The organism is Alteripontixanthobacter maritimus, assembly GCF_003340475.1.
GTDB lineage: Bacteria > Pseudomonadota > Alphaproteobacteria > Sphingomonadales > Sphingomonadaceae > Alteripontixanthobacter > Alteripontixanthobacter maritimus.
The window spans coordinates 1-18,702 of sequence record NZ_QBKA01000001.1 but is presented as its reverse complement, the minus strand read 5'-3'; the positions used below and the strand labels follow the sequence as shown (position 1 = coordinate 18,702).

Below are 18,702 nucleotides of genomic sequence, written 5' to 3'. Positions count from 1 at the left end.
GCTCAACCGGCTGCGCCGTTTTCGTGCAAGCATCACATCGCTATCGCGGGAGGTTCGTGATGGCCACCCTGACGCTGCCGATGAAGGGCGAATATTTCGATCAAATACGCGATGGTTCCAAAACCGAAGAATACCGGGTTCGGAACATCCATTGGGGATGCCGGATCGTAGGTAAGACCTTTGACGCAATTGTCCTGACGCGCGGCTACCCAAAAGGCGGCGGAGTCGAAGGCCAAACCCGGCTGACGCGTGAATGGCGCGGCTTCGAACAGAAAATGATTACGCATCCTCACTTCGGTGAGAAGCCCACGCCTGTGTTCGCGATCGATGTTTCCAGGCCAGCGCAAGGGATGGCCGCGCGAAGCGATGAAACGCCGCAGGCGGTTCAGCCGGAACGGCCACAGCCCAGTTCGCAAAGCGAATGCGCCCAACCCACTCCATCAAAGGACACTTCAAATGAATAGGGAAGAACTGCTGAAACTGGCGGAGCGGTGTGAAGCTGCCGAGGGCCGGATGAAAACCTAAACAAAGGTATTGCTGTGGCTACTGGCCAATATCGAGCCGACCGATACAGGCCGGGAATGTTTTTCAAAAGTGATAACGACGTATGTAGCGTCTACGGCGTCCCTTATTACACCGACTCTCTCGACGCTGCCATGACACTGGTGCAGGAAGGGTTGCGAGTATGGCATTACACCCACGACGATGGTCGCTCTACAGTGTGGGTAAGGCATAGAGCAGCCGACAACCCGGATTGGAACGATTGGGGTAAATTGTTCGCAACCCCCGCCCTAGCCCTATGCGCCGCAGCCCTTCGCGCTCAAGCCGGGGATCCTTCCGATGGACGATAAAACACCTGCTGAGATAGCAGCGCAGCTTAGTGATGCGCAGCGGCGGGCAATGACTTGGCCTCAAGGTGCTGCACCTTATGCACGAGCCTGCACCACTTATTCTGAAACCGAACGGGTGCTGTATGCTCGCGGGCTTGTTGACGCTGGGCGCTGTTGGCTAAATCTTACACCCCTCGGCCAGCAAGTCCGCTCCTACCTCATGGAACAGGAGGGGTAGGTGACTGCACGCTGGCCTCATATGATGAAGCGGGACACGGCGGCGCAGTATTGCGACCTGTCGCCTAGCGCATTCACCGGAGAGGTCGGCGCGGGCCGCTTACCAATGCCTACAACACTTGGCGGACGCGACCATTGGTTCAGGCCTGCGCTGGACAAGGCGCTTGCCCGTATCGCTGGTGAGGTAGTGGACGATTACGAAGAGGAGTTCTGGCGCAATGGCCAAGCTGCCTAAAATGCCTTACGTCAAATTCGTCCGGTCCAAGGGCGAGGTCTATGCCTATTTCAATACTGGGCAGAAGGACACAGCTGGACAGCGTATCTATTCGCCCATGGGGAAGCCATCCAGCGTCGGCTTTCAAGATACCTATGCCACCCTCATGGGGCATCGCACCCGAAAGTCACAACAGCCGTTCACCGTTGCCGATCTGGCCGAAAAGTTCGAGAACAGTCCCGAGTTTGACAAGCTGAAGCTTGGCACCCGCCGGTTTTACAAGAGCCTTCTCAAGCACGTCAAAGTTCAGGTCGGCATGTTCCCGATCGATGGACTGAAGCGCAGCCATATCGTGGAAGTGGTAGGCAACCGGCTGAACGACCAACCCGGCACCCGGAATGGTTTTCTGGCGCTGATCGGCGTGCTATATCGCTTTGCCCGTCGGAACGAACTGACCGAACGCCCTTCTCCTTCTGCCGACATACCGAAGTTCGATACAGGCTCCCATGAACCTTGGCCGGAGGCAATCCTGTATGCAGGCTTAGAAGCGGAACACGAAAGAACGCGGCTTGCCATCGCGCTGCTCTATTACACGGGCCAGCGCATCGGCGATGTTGTGCGATTCCGCTGGAACGACGTTCGGGGCGGCGCGCTGTATTTCACGCAGCAAAAGACGGACAAGCCCATGGAAGTGCCGCTGCATTCGTCTCTGAAGGATCTGCTGGATGGTACACCGAAGCGCGGTATGACGATCCTGTCCACCTATGGCGGGCTACCCATGACTCCCCAGGTTATTCGCCGAGAGGTGAAAGCCTTTGCCGCTGAACACGATGAACAGCTTGTGCCGCATGGCCTACGAAAGAACAGTGTGAACGCTCTGCTGGAAAGCGGCTGCACGATTGCTGAGGTCGCTGCGATTACCGGCCAATCATTCCGAATGGTCGAGAAATATGCGCGCCGGGTCAGTCAACGCCAGCTTGGCAATGCGGCCATTTTAAAGCTGGAGAACAAAGAACGAAAGTTCAAACGAGTTGAAAACAGGGGGGCGAAACCCGCATGAATCCTTGCTATCAAATTAAATGTCGGTTAAGCATATGCATACGCTGACACGCAGAAAACAGCCAATCACGGTTTCAGGCGATGTTAAAACTGCATCGTTTGCCTTCAATGACTTGGCGGACGGTGTTCAAACCAAAACGGCCCGATGCGAGACTGGACTCTCCACACCGGGCCTACACACGCGAAAGGACCGCGCATGACTGATAAGCAAATAAATACTCGACCTGTCCGCGTCCAGCTTTCGCGAAAGAAGGGATGGCGGTTGCCGCCTAACACCGCCTCAGTTGCGCGGCCTCATAAGTGGGGCAACCCGTTCGTGCTGGAATGGAACGAACGACTGCGTCGATTCCAGGTGATTAGGGGCGGTCTCGTTTTACATCAATGCAAGGACCGCTTTGAGGCTGCGCATTTCGCGGTGAGCGGCTTTGATAATGAGATCGTCGGTAACCTGCCTGTCGAAGAACTGCGCGGCAAAAACCTTGCCTGCTGGTGCCGCCTCGATCAGCCCTGCCATGCCGATGTGCTACTGGAACTGGCCAACCCCACCCCATCCATCAAAGCACATGGAGGTGCACTATGACTGACCTATCCCCCGCTGAACAGCGGGAGCGTGATGCTGTCGTGAAGTGGCTGCGTGCGAGGGCCGACGCGCTTCTAGATGCATCCGAAGTGTGCGGGGAAAAAGGCCATAGTACGATCGCCGATGCATATTCAGTAGCGGGGCTTCAGGATCGTCATATCGCCGAAGCTATTGAATCCGGCCACCACAGGAAGGAACAGTAGCTATGGAATGGAACCCGATTGAGACGTTGCCAGATGAAGGCGAAGTGCTGGTGATCGGCGGCATATGGGATGGCGAGGTTCATGGAATAGACAAGGATGATGAAGGTCCCTGGCTGGTGACATTGCCCGAATGCTGGGTGAAGGGCTGTGATTGCTACACGACTACAATCCTAGACCCGACACACTGGTCGCCCCTTCCCCCACCCCCACCGAAAGCATAGAACATGGAACTGAAAGAGAGCCAATGCTTTGCCTTAAAGGATGCTGTGGAATTGCTTGCGAAGGAAGAGCAGAAACTACTTGATCCATTCGGCGAGGCGGCGAGAAACTTGCCCGAACAAACACGGAAATTCAGGGCTGGAAAATGCGCTCGGTCTGGGCGTATTTTAGCCGCCATGATCGAAGCAGCCCCATGATAACCACCGCCCTAGCCATAGCCCTATGCCCAGCCCCGCCTGCTGTTCGGGTTACGTGCGTAGTGGATGGCGACACAGTGTGGATCGATCGGGAGAAAATCCGCATCGCCGGTATAGACGCGCCCGAAACCAGAGCGCGATGCAGACGGGAAAAGCAGCTCGCCAGTGCCGCTACACACAGGCTTGTCGCGCTGTTGAACGAGGGGCCTATCCATATCAGGCGCACCGGGCGGGATCGGTTTGACCGGACCCTAGCCAACCTCACCGTGAATGGTCGCGATGTAGGCAAGCTTATGGTGTCCGGCGGATATGCCCGCCAATGGACCGGACGGCGCGAGACGTGGTGCTAGATGAAACCCGGCGGATAGCACGGGCCTAGATACACCCGCTTTAGACCGCACTTGCTGCACCGCATTTGCCCTGCCAGCCTATCGATCACCGGCGCGTAATTGTTCCGGTAGCATATCATTTGCACTTCGCGGGGATCCAGCTTGGCGGAATGGTGACACTCCCGGCATTGGACATATAGCCAGCGGCTGTCCTGCACCAGATCGCCAAGGGTTCGGTGTGTCTTGCGTCCCATACGTCCAGTTGGAACGAAATAGGAACGTGTGCAACGATTCGATGTTTCCTACAGGCCCTCGTCCATGCCTATCGGGTTGAATGCAAACCGATATAACCCCTCGTAATCGCCGTGAACGTATTAGCCGTCGCGGATGGAAGGCCCGTGATCGCAGGCTCATTGCCTTGGCAAAAGAATGGCGGTCGGTGAAAGAGCACACCACGTCCACCCGCTGAGGTCACTCCATAGGGAATGAATCGGGATGCCTCGCTAGTGCGCTCTATCGTGTTTACCTGCACTGCCTGTGACGTAGGCCAATCGCGGTCCCCTCCGATGGCTATTGCCTGCCGAGGTCGCATTATCTCCCCGTATTGGGAAAGGTGACGTAAGGTGCAGATATCCCTTGGCCAGCTAGCTAGGCGTCAGGGGGAGCGGGTGTGTTCTCCCACGATATCCGCCATTTTAGACGCTGGCGAGGCGTTTTGCGGGATTGGATTTTGCCGGAATTAACTCGACTTGATATCCGATACCCAAGGCAGCTTTTTCGCATGGCCGCCGGAGAAAAACGCTCAATTCGCTTAACCGGGCTTGTCGGATTCCACGCTGTTCGTTATTGAACTGCATGGGCGTCGTCCGGGACCATCGGGCGGCGTCTTTTTACATGCTCAGGCATAGCGAATGTTCCGAGAACGTTCCAGCACATGCATTGAATTTAACACATCAAAGTTTGAATCTTTGGCAGGTTATTTATCGCGAAAGCGATTACCGGCCCCCACACCCGTAATCCACGTCAAACCTATCTTCTAGCAGCAGGCATAGGTTTACACCGGCGGCCTGTATCCGTTCACCCCATGCCTCGATAGCTGCATCATCGCGGGCCTTGGCCTTCGCATCCGTCACCGCTTCCACCGATGGTAAAGGCTTCGCTTCTGTAACCGCTACAACGTCAGCGACAGGCGGCGGGGGTGTCGATACCGGCGGCGCGCAAACGCTCGCAAGCAAGGGCAGCACCAGGGGCGTCAGTTTCATCGTCGGCAGCATTGTCTATTACCTCCTGTCGGGCATTATCGGATCGTTTCAGGCGTTCGGTATCGGCAGCACGGCGGGCCGCAGCCTTCGCATCATCATCGCGGGCTTTGCGTTCAGCCTGCAGTTCAGCCTTGGCTATGCGGGCTTCGACAATGTCCTGCCCTGTAGAACAGCCGTGAAGCCATGCTAGGGACGCGCACAGGACGATAGCGGCTAACCACTTCCAACCACCAGTAATGAACGACAGGGCGCGGTCGCCTAGCTTGGCGAGTTCGGGCATCACCCTAACACCTGCCGAATGAGTTTCTCTTTCAACAATTCCACCCCGCCAATCATCGTGGAAACCGATGGCATGAAGGAATGTCCGCTGCCTGTTGTTCCATCGCGATAAACAACGGAAAACGCTAGGCTGGAAAGCTTACCTGCCTCATTCTGCTCTATCATGTCTTCTAGAAGTTCTGTGATACCCTCGGTAGGCGGTTCACAATCTAACTTGTGTAATTCGGCAGTCATTATTCCGGCTCCACAAATACAGGATCGGCAGGCGTTCCATTCGGGCGCGCACCGATGATTTCGGTCTTGTCGGACGATCCTTTGGACGACCCCAGCCAATAGCCTACGGCCAACATCGAGATTGCCACGATGGTCTGTTCGATGGCCGGGGAGTAGTGCTTGAATGCGGCATATCCAAACAAGCCCATGATAAAGACGGTGAGGGCCAGACGAGGCCATTCTTTGGCGGTCATGAGAACAGCCCCGTGCGGATCATCTGCGTAACCCGCCCCGCCCGTTCCGGGTCTGGCGCGCCCATTTGCTTTTCATGAAGTTGTCGGCCGCATCGGCAAACCGGCCCTGCTCCACCATCCGAAGGCTGTTCTTGAACTTCGCCAGCCCATCCGCTCCCAGCTGGAAAGCCATCGATGTAAGCGCGACCTTGCGAGGGATATTATCGCCCACCGCCTTCCACGCCGGCCACTTGCTGATTACCGAAACGAAACGCTCAATGTCGTTCAGCTTTAGCATGTTCATTTCCGGCTCGGTCAGGACATATTGCCGCCAAGACTTCCCTTGGCGAGACGGGTCATTAGCCAATAAAATCGCATCCTCTTCAGGCGTGATACGCCCGCCCTTGCGAGGATCGATCAAACGCCCGATCCCGATAGTCCAATAGCCCAAGTGGTCCCGGTAGGCTTCTGGACGAACCCCCTCCTCGTCCCTGAGGTGCGCGATTACAGCCTTATCAAAGTCGCTGACCGGTTTCGTTGGTACGGGTGTAGGCTCTAAGCCCAGCAGCTTATCAAGCGCAGCGTCAAACGCGACGATGGCACCGGGCTTGTTCCAGATACCGTCCGCGTAACGGTTCACAGTGTCGAAAACGTGCTTGCGATCGCTCATCATTCATCCTCCGGTTCTGGCATCGGTATTTCTTCATCGGGCCAGTAGTCTTCGTCAGGCATCGGGCCAGATCACAACGGCGATGCTCCAAATTGCGATGGCGGTAAGGTAAAGCCGCCATTTCCAACGCTTGCCGTTCAGCGAGGCGGAATAAATGATTGCGCTCCCGCCGACGGAGAGAAGGCCGAGCGAAATGCCGGTCCAAAGATTGGATAAGCCTCCGTCCCACCCCAGCAATATCTGCATGACGCGGTAGCCCGAAATTAGCAGCACGCCGATGCTGTCCATGGCGAGGCCAAGTGCGAACAGAAATTGTTGGCTTTTGAACCAGTCGGAGCGCGGTAGGGTGTGCATGTAGTTCCACACCAGCGGCACGGTCGAAAGCAGCATTCCCAACGCCGTGATGGCTGCCAGACCATGCATGGTCGTATCGCTCATATATCCCTCGCAATTAATTCGATCGTGTTTTGTATGTCGCCTTCACCGCGCGCCTGCTTTGACAGCGCTTCAGCCGTGCGCCCTTGTTCGTCCAACCGTGTCAGGAGCGCCTGCATTTCAGCAGGAGGTTCACGCAGAGGCAGTTGCAGGCGGAGCCATGTCCGCAGCCCGTCAATCATTTCCCATGCCCAATTTACTCTCTATGCGAGACAGAGCGACGGCCACCGACAGGTTGGCCTGCGATTGCTTTTCCGAAACTTGGCTGAGACTGGCGAAAGCGTCTTTGATCAGCTTGTCGCGCCCGGACAGAGACTTGAGCAGCACACCACAAAAGCCGATCAGGGCAACGATCACGAACAGCAGCCCGTAGAACGCGATGCCGACTTCGCCCTTGTCGATTAAGGTTGCCGCAGGACCGTCCATCACCGGTCGAACCACTTGCGCCAAATGCGGCGAATGAACGGGACAGCGAACACAGCATCAGCCAGCAGCAACAGCGTGACTGCACCTGCAAATGCTATGGCGATCCAGAGGGGGTCCATCATGCGGCCTCCTGACTACCGGCAAAGCTTGCGCCAGAGCGCACAATCACGTTACTGTAGCGGTCTGAATTTTCTCGCAAAACGCCGGGGGCAGAATAATGGCTGACAACACCGAAGACAAAATTACGCGCGCTCAAAACGCAATCGATCAGGGCATTCGAGACTTGGGCTGGCATCTCTCTTACGATGATGAAGCTGCCGATAACGACCGCAACGAAGGCACCATCGAGACGATTGGCCGCATCGCCAAAATGGCGGCAACCGCTATCATTCGGGAATTGGACAAGTAGGGCCATCACACTTGCCCGCGCAGGAAGCCCTTGAAGCGTTCCTTGTAGATAAAATGCCCGTTCACATCGGGATGCGTCCAGTCCGGCACGAAACGATTGAATAGCGCCGTGCTGCTCTCCTGCGAGTTCGCAGTGTCCTGGACATATTCAGGCGTGAGCCCGCTATCGTCGTATGCGTAGAAGCATGAAATGCCATAGAGATCAGCGACCTCCGCAACTATGTCAGCATAGAGCCGCAACCCTTCGCGCAGCGTCCCTTCCGGTCCGGCATACGCACGGCGGATCGGTGTGGACCATGCGACCACGCTGCGCTTTGCCTCGGCAATTGGCTTGTCGTAAAATGCCAGCTTATTCATGCCTCGAGCGATGTGACCAAGCGCGCCATAGAACGTGTTCTTCGGACCGCTCAGGTTCTTCGCATCGTCTATCGTGCCGACAGGATAGGTGCCGAGAATACGCTGCGCATCCTCATCATTCGTACCGCCTTCGAAGATGAAAAGTCGGCGGTCGGATCAAGGTTTTGCCAGCGGTCCACCATCGGGTTTTGCGCGCCCCCAACGTTCGCAACACGGCTGCTTGGAATGCCGTCATTGTCGAATGTATGCCGAGGTCCGCGCAAAGCTGCGTGGCGAAGCTGTCGATCTGTGTCTGCGCGCTGGTGGCGTAAGGGTCGGTCCCGTAAAGGATGCTGGTGCCAAGCCCTGCCGCGCGTGTGAACCGCCCGATCAGAGGATCATTTATGCCCGACACCGGCAGAACCGATGCAGGAACCTTGCCATCCACCAGCGGCGCGACTTCGGTGCCGAGCTGCTTTTCTGGATAGGCTCGTCGCCAGCGTAATTCGTCGGCTGTGCTGGAAGGTCGCCTAGCACAATCTGGAACGATCCGATGGGAGTATCGGTTTTGCGGAAGCTAATGCGAACCCAAGGTGCGCCGGCCGGAACGGTAAAGTCACCGCTTGATGTAGCCTGCGACACAAATGCTGTATCGTCCGCAGCGGAGTGGAAACTCACCCGCTTCGGAGAGGAGGGCGTGCTGAACGAATACCGCTCACCGGGGATAAGTTGAACGAAATTCGTGGTTGCGAAAGCCGATAGCTCAGACGTGCCGCCCGCATCTTGTAGCAGCGCTCGGTTATCCTCGACGTTTCCGGGACGGTGCAGATTCTTGCCATCGGTTGTGCGAAGGTGGACCGGGTCGAACTTATCGTCGCTGTCCAGCCCCAGTGCGCCACCGGGCTTCGACAGATTTTGGCGACGCAGATAAACGTCACCATTGAAAGTATCGTTGGGAAACAGCGTTGCCCCTTTGGAAATGGTTAGCGCAGAAGGGGCAACTTGCGCTGTTCGCCCAGATACCTCCATCGCTACTGCGGCGGGGTTCGACAGGGTATTGAACTGCGTCGTGTTGGCTGGATGCAGAATGGTGCCGAGATACGCGCCGTCTTTATCGTAAAACACCAGATACCGGCCTGATGCCGCAGGTGTGATTGAGTACTGGACCCCGCCACCCTCAACATTGATGTTTTCGGCAATATAGAACGCTGCGTTTGCGGTGCGCTCAGGGCCACTTGCGCCGAAAGTGACGCCGTCCACAAAAGACATGCCATCGAAGTATTGGTTCGTGTTGTCGTCGGAGCCGAGGGCAACAATTTTATCCGCCTCGCTTTGGGCAATCGTAGAGGCATCCTGCGCCGCCGCAGCAGCAGCCTTCGCTAGTGAGGTGCTTTCGCCCAGCACCAGACGCGTTCCACCCTCGACCAGCTTAAGGACAATCGTTTGCATTATTCTGTGCTCCCTGCGGTGACGATAAATGGACCGCGCAGCAGAACGGCGGGCGTGTTGTCTGTGATGAGGTGAAAATCAAAAACCAGCGTAACGTCCGCGTCCGGGTCGCTGTCGTTTTTCGGCATTGCTTCCATGGTCGTTTCGTTAATGCGAATTTTCAGCGTGCTTTCGGGAAACTCGCCGGTCGTATCGACGCTTTCCAGCTTAATGCCTTCCGCAGACAATGTGGTTTGGGTCACCAGATCAGCCCGGATTGCGCCGCCGTTCCAGCGGTCCCTCACCTGCATGGCAAAGTCCGCGTTCGTCAGATCCAACGGCACCACCAATGTGAGAAAGAAAGGAACGAAGCGCCCAGCACGAAGGGGCGGGCTTTCGACCGGCTCAAAATCCATGGGAATGGTCTTTCAGTTAGGGGGTGTTGTAATTCGGGTCGCCGCCACCCTCATGCCCCGGCGGTGCGGTCGGTGGCGGCGTGTAGGTTCCATCCGGGTTCGACGTGGCGTTCCAGGATATGAAAACGTTGTCGCTGTTTTGCAGTTCGTCGATTGCAGGCAGCGGCACAGCAATATAATTTTCGTCCGTCAAACTGTAGAGAACGGCGAATGTTGTCGCTGTCGGCAAGCCAGTTACGCTGCCCGCTGGGAGAGTAATTTTCCGGCTATCGTCCAACACTGCTTCAAACGTCTCGATGGTAATGCTGGTATCGTCACTTGTGACCGGGAACCGAATATCGCGCGTTACAATTTTGAGGGCCGAACGTTCTTCCGCACGGGCAGCAGCGGCGGTGCGGTCGCGTTCCTCAGCAGTCTGGCCGAGATAAGGCGTAGGTGGCGGCGTGGCCGTCTGTCCAAGCGCAAAGGCGTGCTTCGCATCGTCTCGCCCACCAGTGTCAGCGTGACCTTCATTGAAACCGGGTCAAGTTGGCGGCGCAGGATAATTGCGTTTGTGTCCAGCCCAAGTTCCGGAACATCGATCGCAAGACATTCGCCCGGCCGATAATGACGCAGGCGCGGTTGGCAGGTCAGTGTGATCGGTGCCAGTTCGCGGCTATCCCATACGCGGTAGGTGGCAAGCTGCGCGGCCTGCGAAGGGTTCTTCACGAAGTTAAACGGCCAGACTTCGCGCTTTTCCTCGCCATCCTCGGCAACAATGTAGAAACCGCCACCGGACTGGCGTCGATCAATTCCCAGTCATGCAAGGGGCTGCGATACTTCGGAACGACAGTGTTCAGGCGGTCGCGGAAACTTTGCATTCCCGTTACGTCCTGCCGGTCCTCAGTCAGGTCGTTCACCGTGATGGTGTCCAGCGCGACTACGGGAGCAGAATAACGGAACGACAGTTTTCCCGCCGACCACCGGCTCCGCACCGCCCGCAACGCAAATGTCCTCAAGGTTAGCCCAGCGATCGCCCGGTTCGTAAACGACGCCAAAAATCGTCCATCCGTTCGCATCGCAGACATTCGCCCAAGCCGAGATAACGGCCCAGTCAATGCCATCGGCAGGAAGGCCATACCAAAGGTGCGCTTGCCGTTCTGATACCGCCCATAGGCGTAGGTGCCGGCGTGCAGCGCGGGGTTTTCACTCCATTCGTAAGTGGCTTCCGTGCCAAGGCGATGCGCGCCTACACCGCCGGGCTGCGTATCGTCCTTGCGCGGATCATAGACTTTGACCCATTTGCCTTCGGCAGCCAGCAACGGCACGCCGCCTGCAAAAACCTTGCCGTCCTTGTCAAACTTAAGGTTCCAGCCAATTGCGGCATGCCCTGATAGCTTGCTGGATGCGTTCCACCCCGGCGCGGCTCCAAATTCCGGCACCAGCGCGTCGGCTTCCGGCACTGTTCCAAGCTGCGTATCGGTATGCAGGAACCCACTGTAATATCCGCCGATGGATGCAAAATCGATGCGCGGTTCAATGCTTTCGACCGGCCCGCCGCCTGAATAGACCACCGGCATCCAGCGATAAGGATTAGGCACCTTCTGAGCGTCGGCCCGTAGCCTACATCATGACGCAGGGATGCCTGCAAAATAGCCCTCGCCCATGGCATAAGGCTGAGGTGCATCCGCTTGAATAACGAGGCTGGAAACCGATCCGCGAGCTGGTGGTGGCTTTTGAAGGGCCTGCGCACCCATGTTCGCAGCGGTGGAAACCAGACCCGCTATCCCGGCGACAACCTGCCCACCCGGAACAACCGAAGCGACCAGAGCGACCGCACCCGCAATCTTGCCGACAACCTTAAGGGCTTTTGCCATTCAAACCCTCCACGCTGCCGATATTTCGGTAAGGTCGATGTCCAGAACGACGAGTTCGGGCGCATCCTCACGCCACCCGAACACCTTCAAAGGTCCGGCACAGATAACACCGCGTCCAGTCCGGAATCCCCTCGCAGCACCGCCAGATCGCCCAGCAGCATTTGCGCAGGCGCGATGCGAGGCAGCATGGTGTCCAGCATCGCTTGTACACTGTCCCACCCGTTATCTTTCAATGCGCGCTTTGCCGCCAGCGCACTTCGCACGCGGGCATCGTCTGCGGCTTGTGTCCCATATTCTTCAGGTGCACGCGGGCGAGGTGAACGCAGGTTACGCCTGTTTTCCAGTCGAACGCTTTCCCGCGATACCGGGTCAGCGTCTTTTCGGTTGCGACCCGGCGGCGTTCCAGTTCCATCAGTATATCCGGACGTTCCGGCTTGGCTGCGTCGATCCGCCGCCATCCTTGCGGCCCTTGCCCATTCCACCGCTGCCGGGGCTTTCAATGCCCCATGCCACTTGCCGCGACAGGCCGGTTGCGTTGTCGTGTCCCGTTTCGCCGGGGTGAATGCTCTTGTGCCAGGACGGGTTCAGCGTGTTCCCGATATTTCCCTCGAACAACCGTTCGGCCAGACTGACAATTGATACGGCCACCTCGCGGCTGCCGGTGGCGATACTCAGAACGGTTTGGTCGACCTGCCGTCAAACTGCACATCGGCGCTGGTTATGGCCCCGGTCTGCACATCGTATTCAGCCAGCCAGAATCGCACGCGCGAGGTCTGATAACCCGGCTTCGACAGCACACCCGGCGGGGCATCATTGGACGGCAACAGCGACAGGTTCAGGGCAGGAACGCTATCGCCAACCCCTTCGCTTAAAGACTGCACCCCGCCGATCGTACCAAAGGTGTCGTCCGCGCTCTGGTATATCTCGCCTTCAAACTGGAAAAACCCCCCATCGCACAGACGTATCGTTTGCTCCGGCAGTTCAATTCGCAAAAGCCCGGTAAGGCCAATTTGCCTCACTTGAATTCTTCCAGCATGAAGCCGACAGCAATTAAGCGATTAATTGGAACAGCCCAGCCCCACTCATCGCCATCCAGAAAACCTTGCACGAAGGGCCGCGCCAGCTCCACGCGGTCACCATCAGCAAACGGAGCACGCAAAGGTGGCACAATATCGACCGAAGCAAGGCCGATGGCATCAGCAACCGCAGTTTGGGCAACCGAATGAAGATACGCCGTGCCATCGGCTTCAACGACAGTCAGCCAGAACCCGGACTTGGCGATGTAACCCGGTGTCAGCCCGCGCAGAGCCAGCACCTTACCCGCTTGTCCCGCGCCATTGACGACCGGCGCACCCGGTAGGCCTTGCGACACTCCCAGCAGCGGAATGTCGATCTGCAAGCCTTCCGACTTCGCCCGCTGCAATCGGCTTGTAAACTCACGCGCCCGGTCCGCTGGCATGGGCGGATAGGAAACCTCGAACCTGTAGCGACTACCTGCGCGGTCCACCCTAAGCGACGAAGCCCCGCGCTGCGTGAACCCATAATCCAGCAAAGTAGGGCTAATGCCGTTCGGTGCCGGTGTGGCAGGCAGTTCGATCATCGCAGACGCCTCGAACGCTGTTGTGACGCTTGTGCGCCTGCTATCTGTGCGCCCGCTCCGGCGATACCGGGTGAAGCCTCTGCCACGACACTTCCTGCCGTATCGCGCACCATCGCGCCAAAACCGTTATTATTGGCAAAGACTTCGATCTTCAGATTGGAGTTGGCGGCGTTCTGTAGTTGGCTATTGGGCGTAACAGTCGTTCGCGCGGCATATTCACCAATTCAGGACCCCGCTCCCCGACCATCGCGAGACCGCCGGGATGGAAGTCTGTTCCCCCAGCATAAGCCGGGACTTTGTTGAGGTTGGCAGCCAATCCCTTTCCGAATAGCCCGGTGCTGCCAAGCTGCGTGAACAAACCGACCGCCGCACCCAATATGTCGAGAAAACCGCCCCCTTTGATCGCGCCCAACATGTTCTGAAGCGCACTCATGGTGCTGTCAGCCATATCTTTGAACGATTGGCCTACGCGAACCGTCTGGACGCGGGCTGTATCTCCGAACGCTAGGAGGGCTTTTTTACCCTTAGCGAGACCTGCTCCCATTTCCTCAAGCGACAATGCTTTGGGTCCGCCACTGGGCAGATCAAACGAATACCCAACCTTGCTGTTCAGGCCGAGGTTTTCTTTCCGCAGGCGATATTGCGCTTCCTCTTTCGCTTGCGGAGCAAGGTTGGACGCTTCCAGCAAGGCCATTTCGCTGCGAAACGTCATGGCCTTGCGAATTTCAGGAAACAGCCGGTCTAGGATGCCGCTTACGTCGCTCGCCATATCCCGCATGACTTGGGTAGTAGTGCGGGCTGCCTGTGTAGCAGGGTTCACCATTACGCTGCCCAAACGAGCCATTTCGGCAGCAATGTCATTCACCATGTCGGGAATGTAAGACCGGCGTGTCACCTTGTCCCAAAGGTTGAAAAACGCCGCGCGAACTGTCTCGATCTTTTCCAGCGCGCCTTGCCATACCGCATTCAAACGGCTCGTGACCGCGCTTTGAATGCCATCCACCATCTTATTCATCGATGCGACCGCCGACGTCGCCAGACCTGCAAGAACGGCCTTTATGTTCCCTGCAATACCGTTCATTTTTTCGGTGAGTGAAACAAACCCGTCGATAATACTTTCATTGCGCGCACGTGCTGATGCAGCATTACGCTCATTCATCTTGTCGAAGTCGTCAGCCAGCCTTTGCAGGCCGTCCGATGCGCCCCGCAACCCCTCGCCTAGAGTTCGCCAGCCTTCGTTCTTCGCCAGTTCTTCGGACGTTCGGCCGGCCTTACCCTCTACGATCCCCAACCCCTCGCCAACCGCCATAAGCTGGTCGATTATCGGCTGTAGGCGCGGCGCTATGTCGTCCCAGTTTTTCCAGATCAGATACGCAGCACCGGCGGCAATAACGAGCGGTCCGAATGCACTGGCGATGCCAGCTACGCCTGCTTTGGCCGCGACCAATCCACCCTGTGTCGCCCCGATAGCTTCAAGGTTCCTAGGAATGGAGCCATGGCTTTAACTATTGGCCCGACAATCATGAGGATAGGCCCAAGAGCGGCTGCAAACCCAGCAACAGCCACAATCGCAGTCTGTACACCCGACGGCAGTTTCGAAAACTTGTCCAGCAATCCGGCAAGGCCGCTAATCAAGGGGTGTAATAACTGGGAGAAGCTTGTCGCCGAATGTGACCTTTAATTCTTCCCACGCAGCTTCAGCCCGCTTGATCTGGTTGGCCGTACTGCTTTGGGTACGGATAACGTCCCCCGATGCGTCTGCGATTTCTCCTGCAGCAAGGTCGCGCGGATCAGAACCTTTTGCTGTTCGGTCAGCTTGGCCGTGCTGTTGCCGAGGCCCATTTCCATGGCCTTCTGCTTCATCACATTGTCATTGATAACCACACCAAGAGCTTTCAGGCCTTCGGTTTCGCCCGTTAGCGCGCTAAATATCTTTTGTTGGGCAACATCGTTCGACAGGTTCTTGAAGCTTGCTACATCCTGGGCAAGGACCGTGAATGTCTTGGACATTTCCGCCGCTTGTTTCGGGTCGAAACTGTCTTTGAAAAATCCTTGGAACACCGCAGACGCTTGCTGTAGTTCCTGCGTAGACCGCCCCAATGCGTTTCCGGTTGTTTCGGCCCACCGGTTCATTGATTTCGACATGTCATCGAAGGTCGTGTCGAACATGCCTTGCAGCTCGACCGCATCCGCCGCCGCGTCGATTGAAGCCTTCCCGAACAGGGCTAGCGGAGCAGTCACGCCGACGGTCAATTTCTTGCCCATCGACTGCATTTTTGTGCCTACTTCGGACGCGACAGTTCCCGCCTTGCGAGATACGCTGTCCAGATCCTTTTCGGCGTTCTTTAGACCCTTGTATCAGCATCAAGAACCAGCTTCGCGAAGTCAGTCATAATCGCGCTCCATCGTTTATGCTAAGGGGACGGGTATCAGTTATGCCGCGAACGTAAGCCCGGCTCATATCCATCAGGCATCGGGCTTCGAACGCAGTAAGGTTCGCCCGGCCGTCCGGCTGTAAGCGTCAATTTCAGACCATGTGAACGGCTGCACATCGCCGGTTGGCGATCGCATGGCGTAACCCACTTCGCGCCAATGATCTGGCAGGCTTCACCGGGAGGCAAATCAGGCAAGCGTGGCCGAATATCTCCGTTCGACTTTCAGGGCAGCCCTCAGGTTTGGCCAAAGCCACCCTGATTGTTCCGCGAAAGTCAGAGCCTCCGTCGGGTTCGTAAAGGGTCGTGCAGTTTTCCCATATCTTCAACGATGGTCATTACCAGACGAGAAAGCGGGCCTTCGGTTCGGTCATGTCCGCCAACGCCTCTTTCGAAAACGTCAGCTTTTTTCCGCCTTCTCATGTTTTCCCAATCGAGAATGACCGTGTTGGAAAGGTCTGAACCGCCTTCTGGTCGTTCTCGGCTGATCGAGGCGCTTTCGGCGGTCCTTCGCTGTTCCGGTTCACCGCGGTTTGCAAGCTGATCGGATAGCGCAGCCTGCCGGCCGATAGACCGCTGCACAGACTTCATGACAGGCTCGACACCGTTACTGCGGGAGAGGCCACGCGCACACGGCACGGACCTTCCTGCTTATCCATATCGGCATACAGTTTGGTTTCGCCGTGCCTCAGATGCAGCCAATACTCCTCATCTTCGGCATTGCGAAGGTCAAGGGTGTCGAATCCATACCTTATGCCTCCGTCGCATCGACAGGCAGCGCGTTCTGCTTGAAGTTCACACTGAACCTTCATATGTCGTGCTGTCGCCCTGGTTGCGAATGAAGCTGTGCAGATAACCATGAGCGTACTCCACGGGATCGCCGGTGGCGGGCGCTTGATCCCGGTCCCTGCCCTTCACAATACGGATGGAAGCAACACCTTCATCACCGCCCGCATTTGCCAGTGTCCGCACCAATTCCTGCCTGGCGTCACCTTCGACATTACGGAAGGATGCCGTGCTGTCGTTGCCGGAACCTTCACCTTTGATGCCTTTTGCAAAGCCGGTTTCCAGATCGGAAACGTCGATATTCGAGTGGCTTACACCTAGCTGAGGGAGTGTCTGGACACCTTCAACCTTCGTCCAAGCAAGGCCAGCAAAGCCTGCCGCGTCGTTGGTCGCTGGTGCTGCACCAGATACGTAAATGGTCTTTCCGATATGCAGCCGGTCATTTGTCGTCACCTTTTTCTTGGAGGGTTTGGTATCGGGAACAGCTACCCATCCGGCGGCTTCCCAAGTCGAAACTTCACGCAACTTCACGTTCGTTCCCCGTGAGGGAAACGCTTGTTCTTCATCTTGACTTCATGGTTAGTCCTCGGTCAGATACGGAACGGTCAGAGGTTGCCGCCAATAAGCGCCATCGGGAAAACCCGTGCCGGGCTAACTGGATCGTAGATCAAGACGGTTTCTCCGCCTGCGTAAGTCGCAGACCTTTGGGAAAGCGGTCCATAATCGCGCTGCAGTGTCGTTCGCGGCAGTGGTAAATACGTCCTTGGCCGATACGACTGTCAGCAGCACCAGCCCAATCTGATAGGCTCCTGCGGCGTCTATGGTATCGTCCCTGCGTTCGTTCGGAGCATGGCGAAACTCGATGTAAGTCCCGTTCGGCGTGAAGTCCTTGTTAGGCCATGCGATCGGTGGGCAGTTGGTCATTCCAGCGAGGTGTTGTCCGATGGCCTTTTCGATTGCATTCATCGGACCATCCTTGCATTCTTCGCCACGTAACCAGGCCACCGCTGTGCTGCCTTATCGCGCCACAATCCCCCGCCTTGGCCTACACCGACAGCGTAGTGCCGAGGGATCGCATAGTCGGCAGTCCATGCCACGCTGAAAGGATCGCCCAATTCCATGGACGACAAAACCCAAAACAAAGCTGCTTGCGCCTTCACCGGCGGTTGAACCGCGAACTGGTTACAAGGCTGTTGCGGAGAAAGCCCTTATCGACCGGCATATCGCCACCCTTGCCGACCGGCGTTTGCGCTTGCTTCACCACGTCCTGAATTGATTGCTTGGCGACCCGCAGCATTTGATCTGCGGTCTTGTCTGCGAATGCGGCAACGTCAGCGACGACTTACGGTTGTCGTTCACCTAATCAGCTTTGCGCATAGCCCGCTCGCCATGCTTCATGGACATCGGCAGTGAAATAGACCGTGTTGTCGCGGCCGTCAGCTATGACGGCTTTGTAATCCTTACCCCAGCGCGTGCTAGCGACAGGCGGCGCTTTGGAGTGCCGTTCCCGCCGCGATGACAATATCTCGTGTAGTCACATAAATCATATTCTGATCCTCACGGCGTGAGCCAATCTATCTCCAACACCTCATAGCACCGACAGGCCACCGTCTGACTGGCTGGAGCTCCCAATGAGGCGTCTCCTGGGAACAACATTCGGCTCCCGTCAGGGAGGGTGTATGGTGTATCCATGCCGTCCACCTCCCGCCCGTCCATCGCCCGATGATCGGCGCGCGAACGCGATTATCGCCACTGCTGTCCCATATCCGCTTCACCCGATCGGCCCGAATGGCCCCGGCTTCGATACCTTGCAGCATTCCTTCGCGCCGCCCAGCGCGTAGTGCCGTAATGCTTTCCGTCCGCGCTATCGTATCAGCCCGATGCTTCAGCATTCGGTCGTATATATCGGCCAGCGATGCGTTCGACGTCGGCCACGGATAGCGGCTTGCCTGTCGCGATGGCTTTGCGGACAATTCCGTCGAACCGCTTGTCGCGAAGCTTGCGGGTGAAATATTCCCCATTCAGTTCCTCTAGTTCCTGCCGCGCATTCGCCA

General features: G+C 57.1%; 32 protein-coding genes. 8 read left to right on the top strand and 24 right to left on the bottom strand.

The annotated features are described in order from the left end of the window. The 7 genes from HME9302_RS13365 to HME9302_RS00120 all read left to right on the top strand — a co-directional run. The coding region (locus tag HME9302_RS13365; RefSeq protein ID WP_230079796.1) for a hypothetical protein at nucleotides 1-464 on the top strand (464 nt) is incomplete at its 5' end. Between the two features lie 604 nt (nucleotides 465-1,068). Then, nucleotides 1,069-1,302, top strand: coding sequence for a hypothetical protein (locus HME9302_RS13075; protein WP_147270727.1), 234 nt, complete (start codon nucleotides 1,069-1,071; stop codon nucleotides 1,300-1,302). Then, the gene (locus HME9302_RS00155; protein ID WP_115365326.1) at nucleotides 1,286-2,341 is read left to right on the top strand and encodes a tyrosine-type recombinase/integrase; all 1,056 of its coding nucleotides are present in this window, start codon (nucleotides 1,286-1,288) and stop codon (nucleotides 2,339-2,341) included. The genes HME9302_RS13075 and HME9302_RS00155 overlap by 17 nt, the downstream gene beginning before the upstream one ends. A gap of 144 nt (nucleotides 2,342-2,485) precedes the next feature. Further along, the gene (locus HME9302_RS13600; RefSeq protein ID WP_407641299.1) at nucleotides 2,486-2,920 is read left to right on the top strand and encodes a DUF4326 domain-containing protein; all 435 of its coding nucleotides are present in this window, start codon (nucleotides 2,486-2,488) and stop codon (nucleotides 2,918-2,920) included. 427 nt (nucleotides 2,921-3,347) lie between these two features. Beyond that, nucleotides 3,348-3,539 (top strand): hypothetical protein, encoded by a 192-nt coding sequence (locus HME9302_RS00135; RefSeq protein WP_115365323.1) that lies wholly within the window; start codon nucleotides 3,348-3,350, stop codon nucleotides 3,537-3,539. Then, the gene (locus HME9302_RS00130) at nucleotides 3,536-3,889 is read left to right on the top strand and encodes a thermonuclease family protein (RefSeq protein ID WP_115365322.1); all 354 of its coding nucleotides are present in this window, start codon (nucleotides 3,536-3,538) and stop codon (nucleotides 3,887-3,889) included. Before HME9302_RS00135 ends, HME9302_RS00130 begins: the two co-directional genes overlap by 4 nt. A gap of 1,092 nt (nucleotides 3,890-4,981) precedes the next feature. After that, the gene (locus tag HME9302_RS00120) at nucleotides 4,982-5,320 is read left to right on the top strand and encodes a hypothetical protein (RefSeq protein WP_115365320.1); all 339 of its coding nucleotides are present in this window, start codon (nucleotides 4,982-4,984) and stop codon (nucleotides 5,318-5,320) included. Between the two features lie 89 nt (nucleotides 5,321-5,409). On the opposite strand, the gene HME9302_RS00115 is transcribed toward HME9302_RS00120, so the two are convergent. From HME9302_RS00115 to HME9302_RS13460, 7 genes are read right to left on the bottom strand one after another with little or no spacing between them, the layout of a single operon-like run. After that, nucleotides 5,410-5,643, bottom strand: coding sequence for a hypothetical protein (locus HME9302_RS00115; RefSeq protein WP_115365319.1), 234 nt, complete (start codon nucleotides 5,641-5,643; stop codon nucleotides 5,410-5,412). Further along, entirely contained in the window at nucleotides 5,643-5,876 is a 234-nt protein-coding gene (locus tag HME9302_RS00110; RefSeq protein ID WP_115365318.1) for a hypothetical protein, read from the bottom strand. Before HME9302_RS00110 ends, HME9302_RS00115 begins: the two co-directional genes overlap by 1 nt. Before the next feature lie 19 nt (nucleotides 5,877-5,895). Next, nucleotides 5,896-6,525 (bottom strand): glycoside hydrolase family protein, encoded by a 630-nt coding sequence (locus HME9302_RS00105; protein WP_230079794.1) that lies wholly within the window; start codon nucleotides 6,523-6,525, stop codon nucleotides 5,896-5,898. Nucleotides 6,526-6,579: 54 nt separating this feature from the next. Beyond that, on the bottom strand, nucleotides 6,580-6,963 hold the full coding sequence (locus HME9302_RS00100) for a hypothetical protein (RefSeq protein ID WP_115365317.1): 384 nt from the start codon (nucleotides 6,961-6,963) through the stop codon (nucleotides 6,580-6,582). After that, the gene (locus HME9302_RS00095) at nucleotides 6,960-7,142 is read right to left on the bottom strand and encodes a hypothetical protein (RefSeq protein ID WP_115365316.1); all 183 of its coding nucleotides are present in this window, start codon (nucleotides 7,140-7,142) and stop codon (nucleotides 6,960-6,962) included. The genes HME9302_RS00100 and HME9302_RS00095 overlap by 4 nt, the downstream gene beginning before the upstream one ends. Next, entirely contained in the window at nucleotides 7,135-7,386 is a 252-nt protein-coding gene (locus HME9302_RS00090; protein ID WP_115365315.1) for a hypothetical protein, read from the bottom strand. Before HME9302_RS00090 ends, HME9302_RS00095 begins: the two co-directional genes overlap by 8 nt. After that, nucleotides 7,386-7,508: a hypothetical protein gene (locus HME9302_RS13460; RefSeq protein WP_268243466.1), complete on the bottom strand. Its 123-nt coding sequence runs from the start codon at nucleotides 7,506-7,508 to the stop codon at nucleotides 7,386-7,388. The genes HME9302_RS00090 and HME9302_RS13460 overlap by 1 nt, the downstream gene beginning before the upstream one ends. Before the next feature lie 95 nt (nucleotides 7,509-7,603). Between HME9302_RS13460 and HME9302_RS00085 the strand changes: the two genes are divergently transcribed. After that, nucleotides 7,604-7,795, top strand: coding sequence for a hypothetical protein (locus HME9302_RS00085; protein ID WP_115365314.1), 192 nt, complete (start codon nucleotides 7,604-7,606; stop codon nucleotides 7,793-7,795). A gap of 5 nt (nucleotides 7,796-7,800) precedes the next feature. Here HME9302_RS00085 and HME9302_RS00080 read toward each other — a convergent pair whose 3' ends face one another. From HME9302_RS00080 to HME9302_RS13185, 17 genes are all read right to left on the bottom strand, one after another. Continuing rightward, the gene (locus HME9302_RS00080; RefSeq protein ID WP_115365313.1) at nucleotides 7,801-8,151 is read right to left on the bottom strand and encodes a hypothetical protein; all 351 of its coding nucleotides are present in this window, start codon (nucleotides 8,149-8,151) and stop codon (nucleotides 7,801-7,803) included. Between the two features lie 381 nt (nucleotides 8,152-8,532). Then, nucleotides 8,533-9,579: a hypothetical protein gene (locus HME9302_RS00070; RefSeq protein ID WP_115365311.1), complete on the bottom strand. Its 1,047-nt coding sequence runs from the start codon at nucleotides 9,577-9,579 to the stop codon at nucleotides 8,533-8,535. Then, nucleotides 9,579-9,974, bottom strand: a complete 396-nt coding sequence (locus HME9302_RS00065; RefSeq protein WP_115365310.1) for a hypothetical protein — start codon at nucleotides 9,972-9,974, stop codon at nucleotides 9,579-9,581. Before HME9302_RS00065 ends, HME9302_RS00070 begins: the two co-directional genes overlap by 1 nt. Before the next feature lie 16 nt (nucleotides 9,975-9,990). After that, nucleotides 9,991-10,203: a hypothetical protein gene (locus HME9302_RS13070; protein ID WP_147270726.1), complete on the bottom strand. Its 213-nt coding sequence runs from the start codon at nucleotides 10,201-10,203 to the stop codon at nucleotides 9,991-9,993. Nucleotides 10,204-10,678: 475 nt separating this feature from the next. Next, complete coding sequence (locus tag HME9302_RS00055; RefSeq protein WP_147270725.1) at nucleotides 10,679-11,554, bottom strand: hypothetical protein; 876 nt, start codon at nucleotides 11,552-11,554, stop codon at nucleotides 10,679-10,681. Nucleotides 11,555-11,581: 27 nt separating this feature from the next. Further along, the gene (locus HME9302_RS00050; RefSeq protein WP_115365307.1) at nucleotides 11,582-11,830 is read right to left on the bottom strand and encodes a hypothetical protein; all 249 of its coding nucleotides are present in this window, start codon (nucleotides 11,828-11,830) and stop codon (nucleotides 11,582-11,584) included. Nucleotides 11,831-11,916: 86 nt separating this feature from the next. Then, complete coding sequence (locus HME9302_RS13595; protein WP_407641298.1) at nucleotides 11,917-12,093, bottom strand: DUF6950 family protein; 177 nt, start codon at nucleotides 12,091-12,093, stop codon at nucleotides 11,917-11,919. After that, the gene (locus HME9302_RS00045; protein WP_115365306.1) at nucleotides 12,060-12,242 is read right to left on the bottom strand and encodes a hypothetical protein; all 183 of its coding nucleotides are present in this window, start codon (nucleotides 12,240-12,242) and stop codon (nucleotides 12,060-12,062) included. The genes HME9302_RS13595 and HME9302_RS00045 overlap by 34 nt, the downstream gene beginning before the upstream one ends. Next, entirely contained in the window at nucleotides 12,242-12,478 is a 237-nt protein-coding gene (locus tag HME9302_RS00040; protein ID WP_115365305.1) for a hypothetical protein, read from the bottom strand. Before HME9302_RS00040 ends, HME9302_RS00045 begins: the two co-directional genes overlap by 1 nt. 23 nt (nucleotides 12,479-12,501) lie before the next feature. After that, complete coding sequence (locus tag HME9302_RS00035; protein ID WP_115365304.1) at nucleotides 12,502-12,849, bottom strand: hypothetical protein; 348 nt, start codon at nucleotides 12,847-12,849, stop codon at nucleotides 12,502-12,504. After that, the gene (locus tag HME9302_RS00030; RefSeq protein ID WP_115365303.1) at nucleotides 12,846-13,430 is read right to left on the bottom strand and encodes a hypothetical protein; all 585 of its coding nucleotides are present in this window, start codon (nucleotides 13,428-13,430) and stop codon (nucleotides 12,846-12,848) included. The genes HME9302_RS00035 and HME9302_RS00030 overlap by 4 nt, the downstream gene beginning before the upstream one ends. 151 nt (nucleotides 13,431-13,581) lie before the next feature. Continuing rightward, on the bottom strand, nucleotides 13,582-14,877 hold the full coding sequence (locus tag HME9302_RS00025) for a hypothetical protein (RefSeq protein WP_115365302.1): 1,296 nt from the start codon (nucleotides 14,875-14,877) through the stop codon (nucleotides 13,582-13,584). 230 nt (nucleotides 14,878-15,107) lie between these two features. Further along, nucleotides 15,108-15,704 carry a hypothetical protein gene (locus HME9302_RS00020; RefSeq protein ID WP_115365301.1) on the bottom strand — a complete coding sequence of 199 codons (597 nt, stop codon included), beginning with the start codon at nucleotides 15,702-15,704 and terminating at the stop codon, nucleotides 15,108-15,110. 953 nt (nucleotides 15,705-16,657) lie between these two features. After that, the gene (locus tag HME9302_RS00015; protein WP_115365300.1) at nucleotides 16,658-17,179 is read right to left on the bottom strand and encodes a hypothetical protein; all 522 of its coding nucleotides are present in this window, start codon (nucleotides 17,177-17,179) and stop codon (nucleotides 16,658-16,660) included. Nucleotides 17,180-17,299: 120 nt separating this feature from the next. Then, nucleotides 17,300-17,614, bottom strand: coding sequence for a phage tail terminator-like protein (locus HME9302_RS00010; RefSeq protein WP_147270723.1), 315 nt, complete (start codon nucleotides 17,612-17,614; stop codon nucleotides 17,300-17,302). Between the two features lie 190 nt (nucleotides 17,615-17,804). After that, the gene (locus HME9302_RS13190; protein WP_181815623.1) at nucleotides 17,805-17,945 is read right to left on the bottom strand and encodes a hypothetical protein; all 141 of its coding nucleotides are present in this window, start codon (nucleotides 17,943-17,945) and stop codon (nucleotides 17,805-17,807) included. Nucleotides 17,946-18,520: 575 nt separating this feature from the next. Then, the coding region (locus tag HME9302_RS13185; protein WP_230079793.1) for a hypothetical protein at nucleotides 18,521-18,702 on the bottom strand (182 nt) is incomplete at its 5' end.

Excerpts from the sequence above, each read along its gene's own strand:
- HME9302_RS00155 (WP_115365326.1), top strand. The coding sequence starts at position 1,286 with ATGGCCAAGCTGCCTAAAATGCCTTACGTCAAATTCGTCCGGTCCAAG.
- HME9302_RS13600 (WP_407641299.1), top strand. The coding sequence starts at position 2,486 with ATGCGAGACTGGACTCTCCACACCGGGCCTACACACGCGAAAGGACCG.
- HME9302_RS00135 (WP_115365323.1), top strand. The coding sequence starts at position 3,348 with ATGGAACTGAAAGAGAGCCAATGCTTTGCCTTAAAGGATGCTGTGGAA.
- HME9302_RS00130 (WP_115365322.1), top strand. The coding sequence starts at position 3,536 with ATGATAACCACCGCCCTAGCCATAGCCCTATGCCCAGCCCCGCCTGCT.
- HME9302_RS00115 (WP_115365319.1), bottom strand. The coding sequence starts at position 5,643 with ATGACTGCCGAATTACACAAGTTAGATTGTGAACCGCCTACCGAGGGT.
- HME9302_RS00110 (WP_115365318.1), bottom strand. The coding sequence starts at position 5,876 with ATGACCGCCAAAGAATGGCCTCGTCTGGCCCTCACCGTCTTTATCATG.
- HME9302_RS00105 (WP_230079794.1), bottom strand. The coding sequence starts at position 6,525 with ATGAGCGATCGCAAGCACGTTTTCGACACTGTGAACCGTTACGCGGAC.
- HME9302_RS00100 (WP_115365317.1), bottom strand. The coding sequence starts at position 6,963 with ATGAGCGATACGACCATGCATGGTCTGGCAGCCATCACGGCGTTGGGA.
- HME9302_RS00095 (WP_115365316.1), bottom strand. The coding sequence starts at position 7,142 with ATGATTGACGGGCTGCGGACATGGCTCCGCCTGCAACTGCCTCTGCGT.
- HME9302_RS00090 (WP_115365315.1), bottom strand. The coding sequence starts at position 7,386 with ATGGACGGTCCTGCGGCAACCTTAATCGACAAGGGCGAAGTCGGCATC.
- HME9302_RS13460 (WP_268243466.1), bottom strand. The coding sequence starts at position 7,508 with ATGATGGACCCCCTCTGGATCGCCATAGCATTTGCAGGTGCAGTCACG.
- HME9302_RS00085 (WP_115365314.1), top strand. The coding sequence starts at position 7,604 with ATGGCTGACAACACCGAAGACAAAATTACGCGCGCTCAAAACGCAATC.
- HME9302_RS00080 (WP_115365313.1), bottom strand. The coding sequence starts at position 8,151 with ATGAATAAGCTGGCATTTTACGACAAGCCAATTGCCGAGGCAAAGCGC.
- HME9302_RS00070 (WP_115365311.1), bottom strand. The coding sequence starts at position 9,579 with ATGCAAACGATTGTCCTTAAGCTGGTCGAGGGTGGAACGCGTCTGGTG.
- HME9302_RS00065 (WP_115365310.1), bottom strand. The coding sequence starts at position 9,974 with ATGGATTTTGAGCCGGTCGAAAGCCCGCCCCTTCGTGCTGGGCGCTTC.
- HME9302_RS00050 (WP_115365307.1), bottom strand. The coding sequence starts at position 11,830 with ATGGCAAAAGCCCTTAAGGTTGTCGGCAAGATTGCGGGTGCGGTCGCT.
- HME9302_RS00045 (WP_115365306.1), bottom strand. The coding sequence starts at position 12,242 with ATGGAACTGGAACGCCGCCGGGTCGCAACCGAAAAGACGCTGACCCGG.
- HME9302_RS00030 (WP_115365303.1), bottom strand. The coding sequence starts at position 13,430 with ATGATCGAACTGCCTGCCACACCGGCACCGAACGGCATTAGCCCTACT.
- HME9302_RS00020 (WP_115365301.1), bottom strand. The coding sequence starts at position 15,704 with ATGCAGTCGATGGGCAAGAAATTGACCGTCGGCGTGACTGCTCCGCTA.
- HME9302_RS00010 (WP_147270723.1), bottom strand. The coding sequence starts at position 17,614 with ATGAATGCAATCGAAAAGGCCATCGGACAACACCTCGCTGGAATGACC.
- HME9302_RS13190 (WP_181815623.1), bottom strand. The coding sequence starts at position 17,945 with ATGCTGCGGGTCGCCAAGCAATCAATTCAGGACGTGGTGAAGCAAGCG.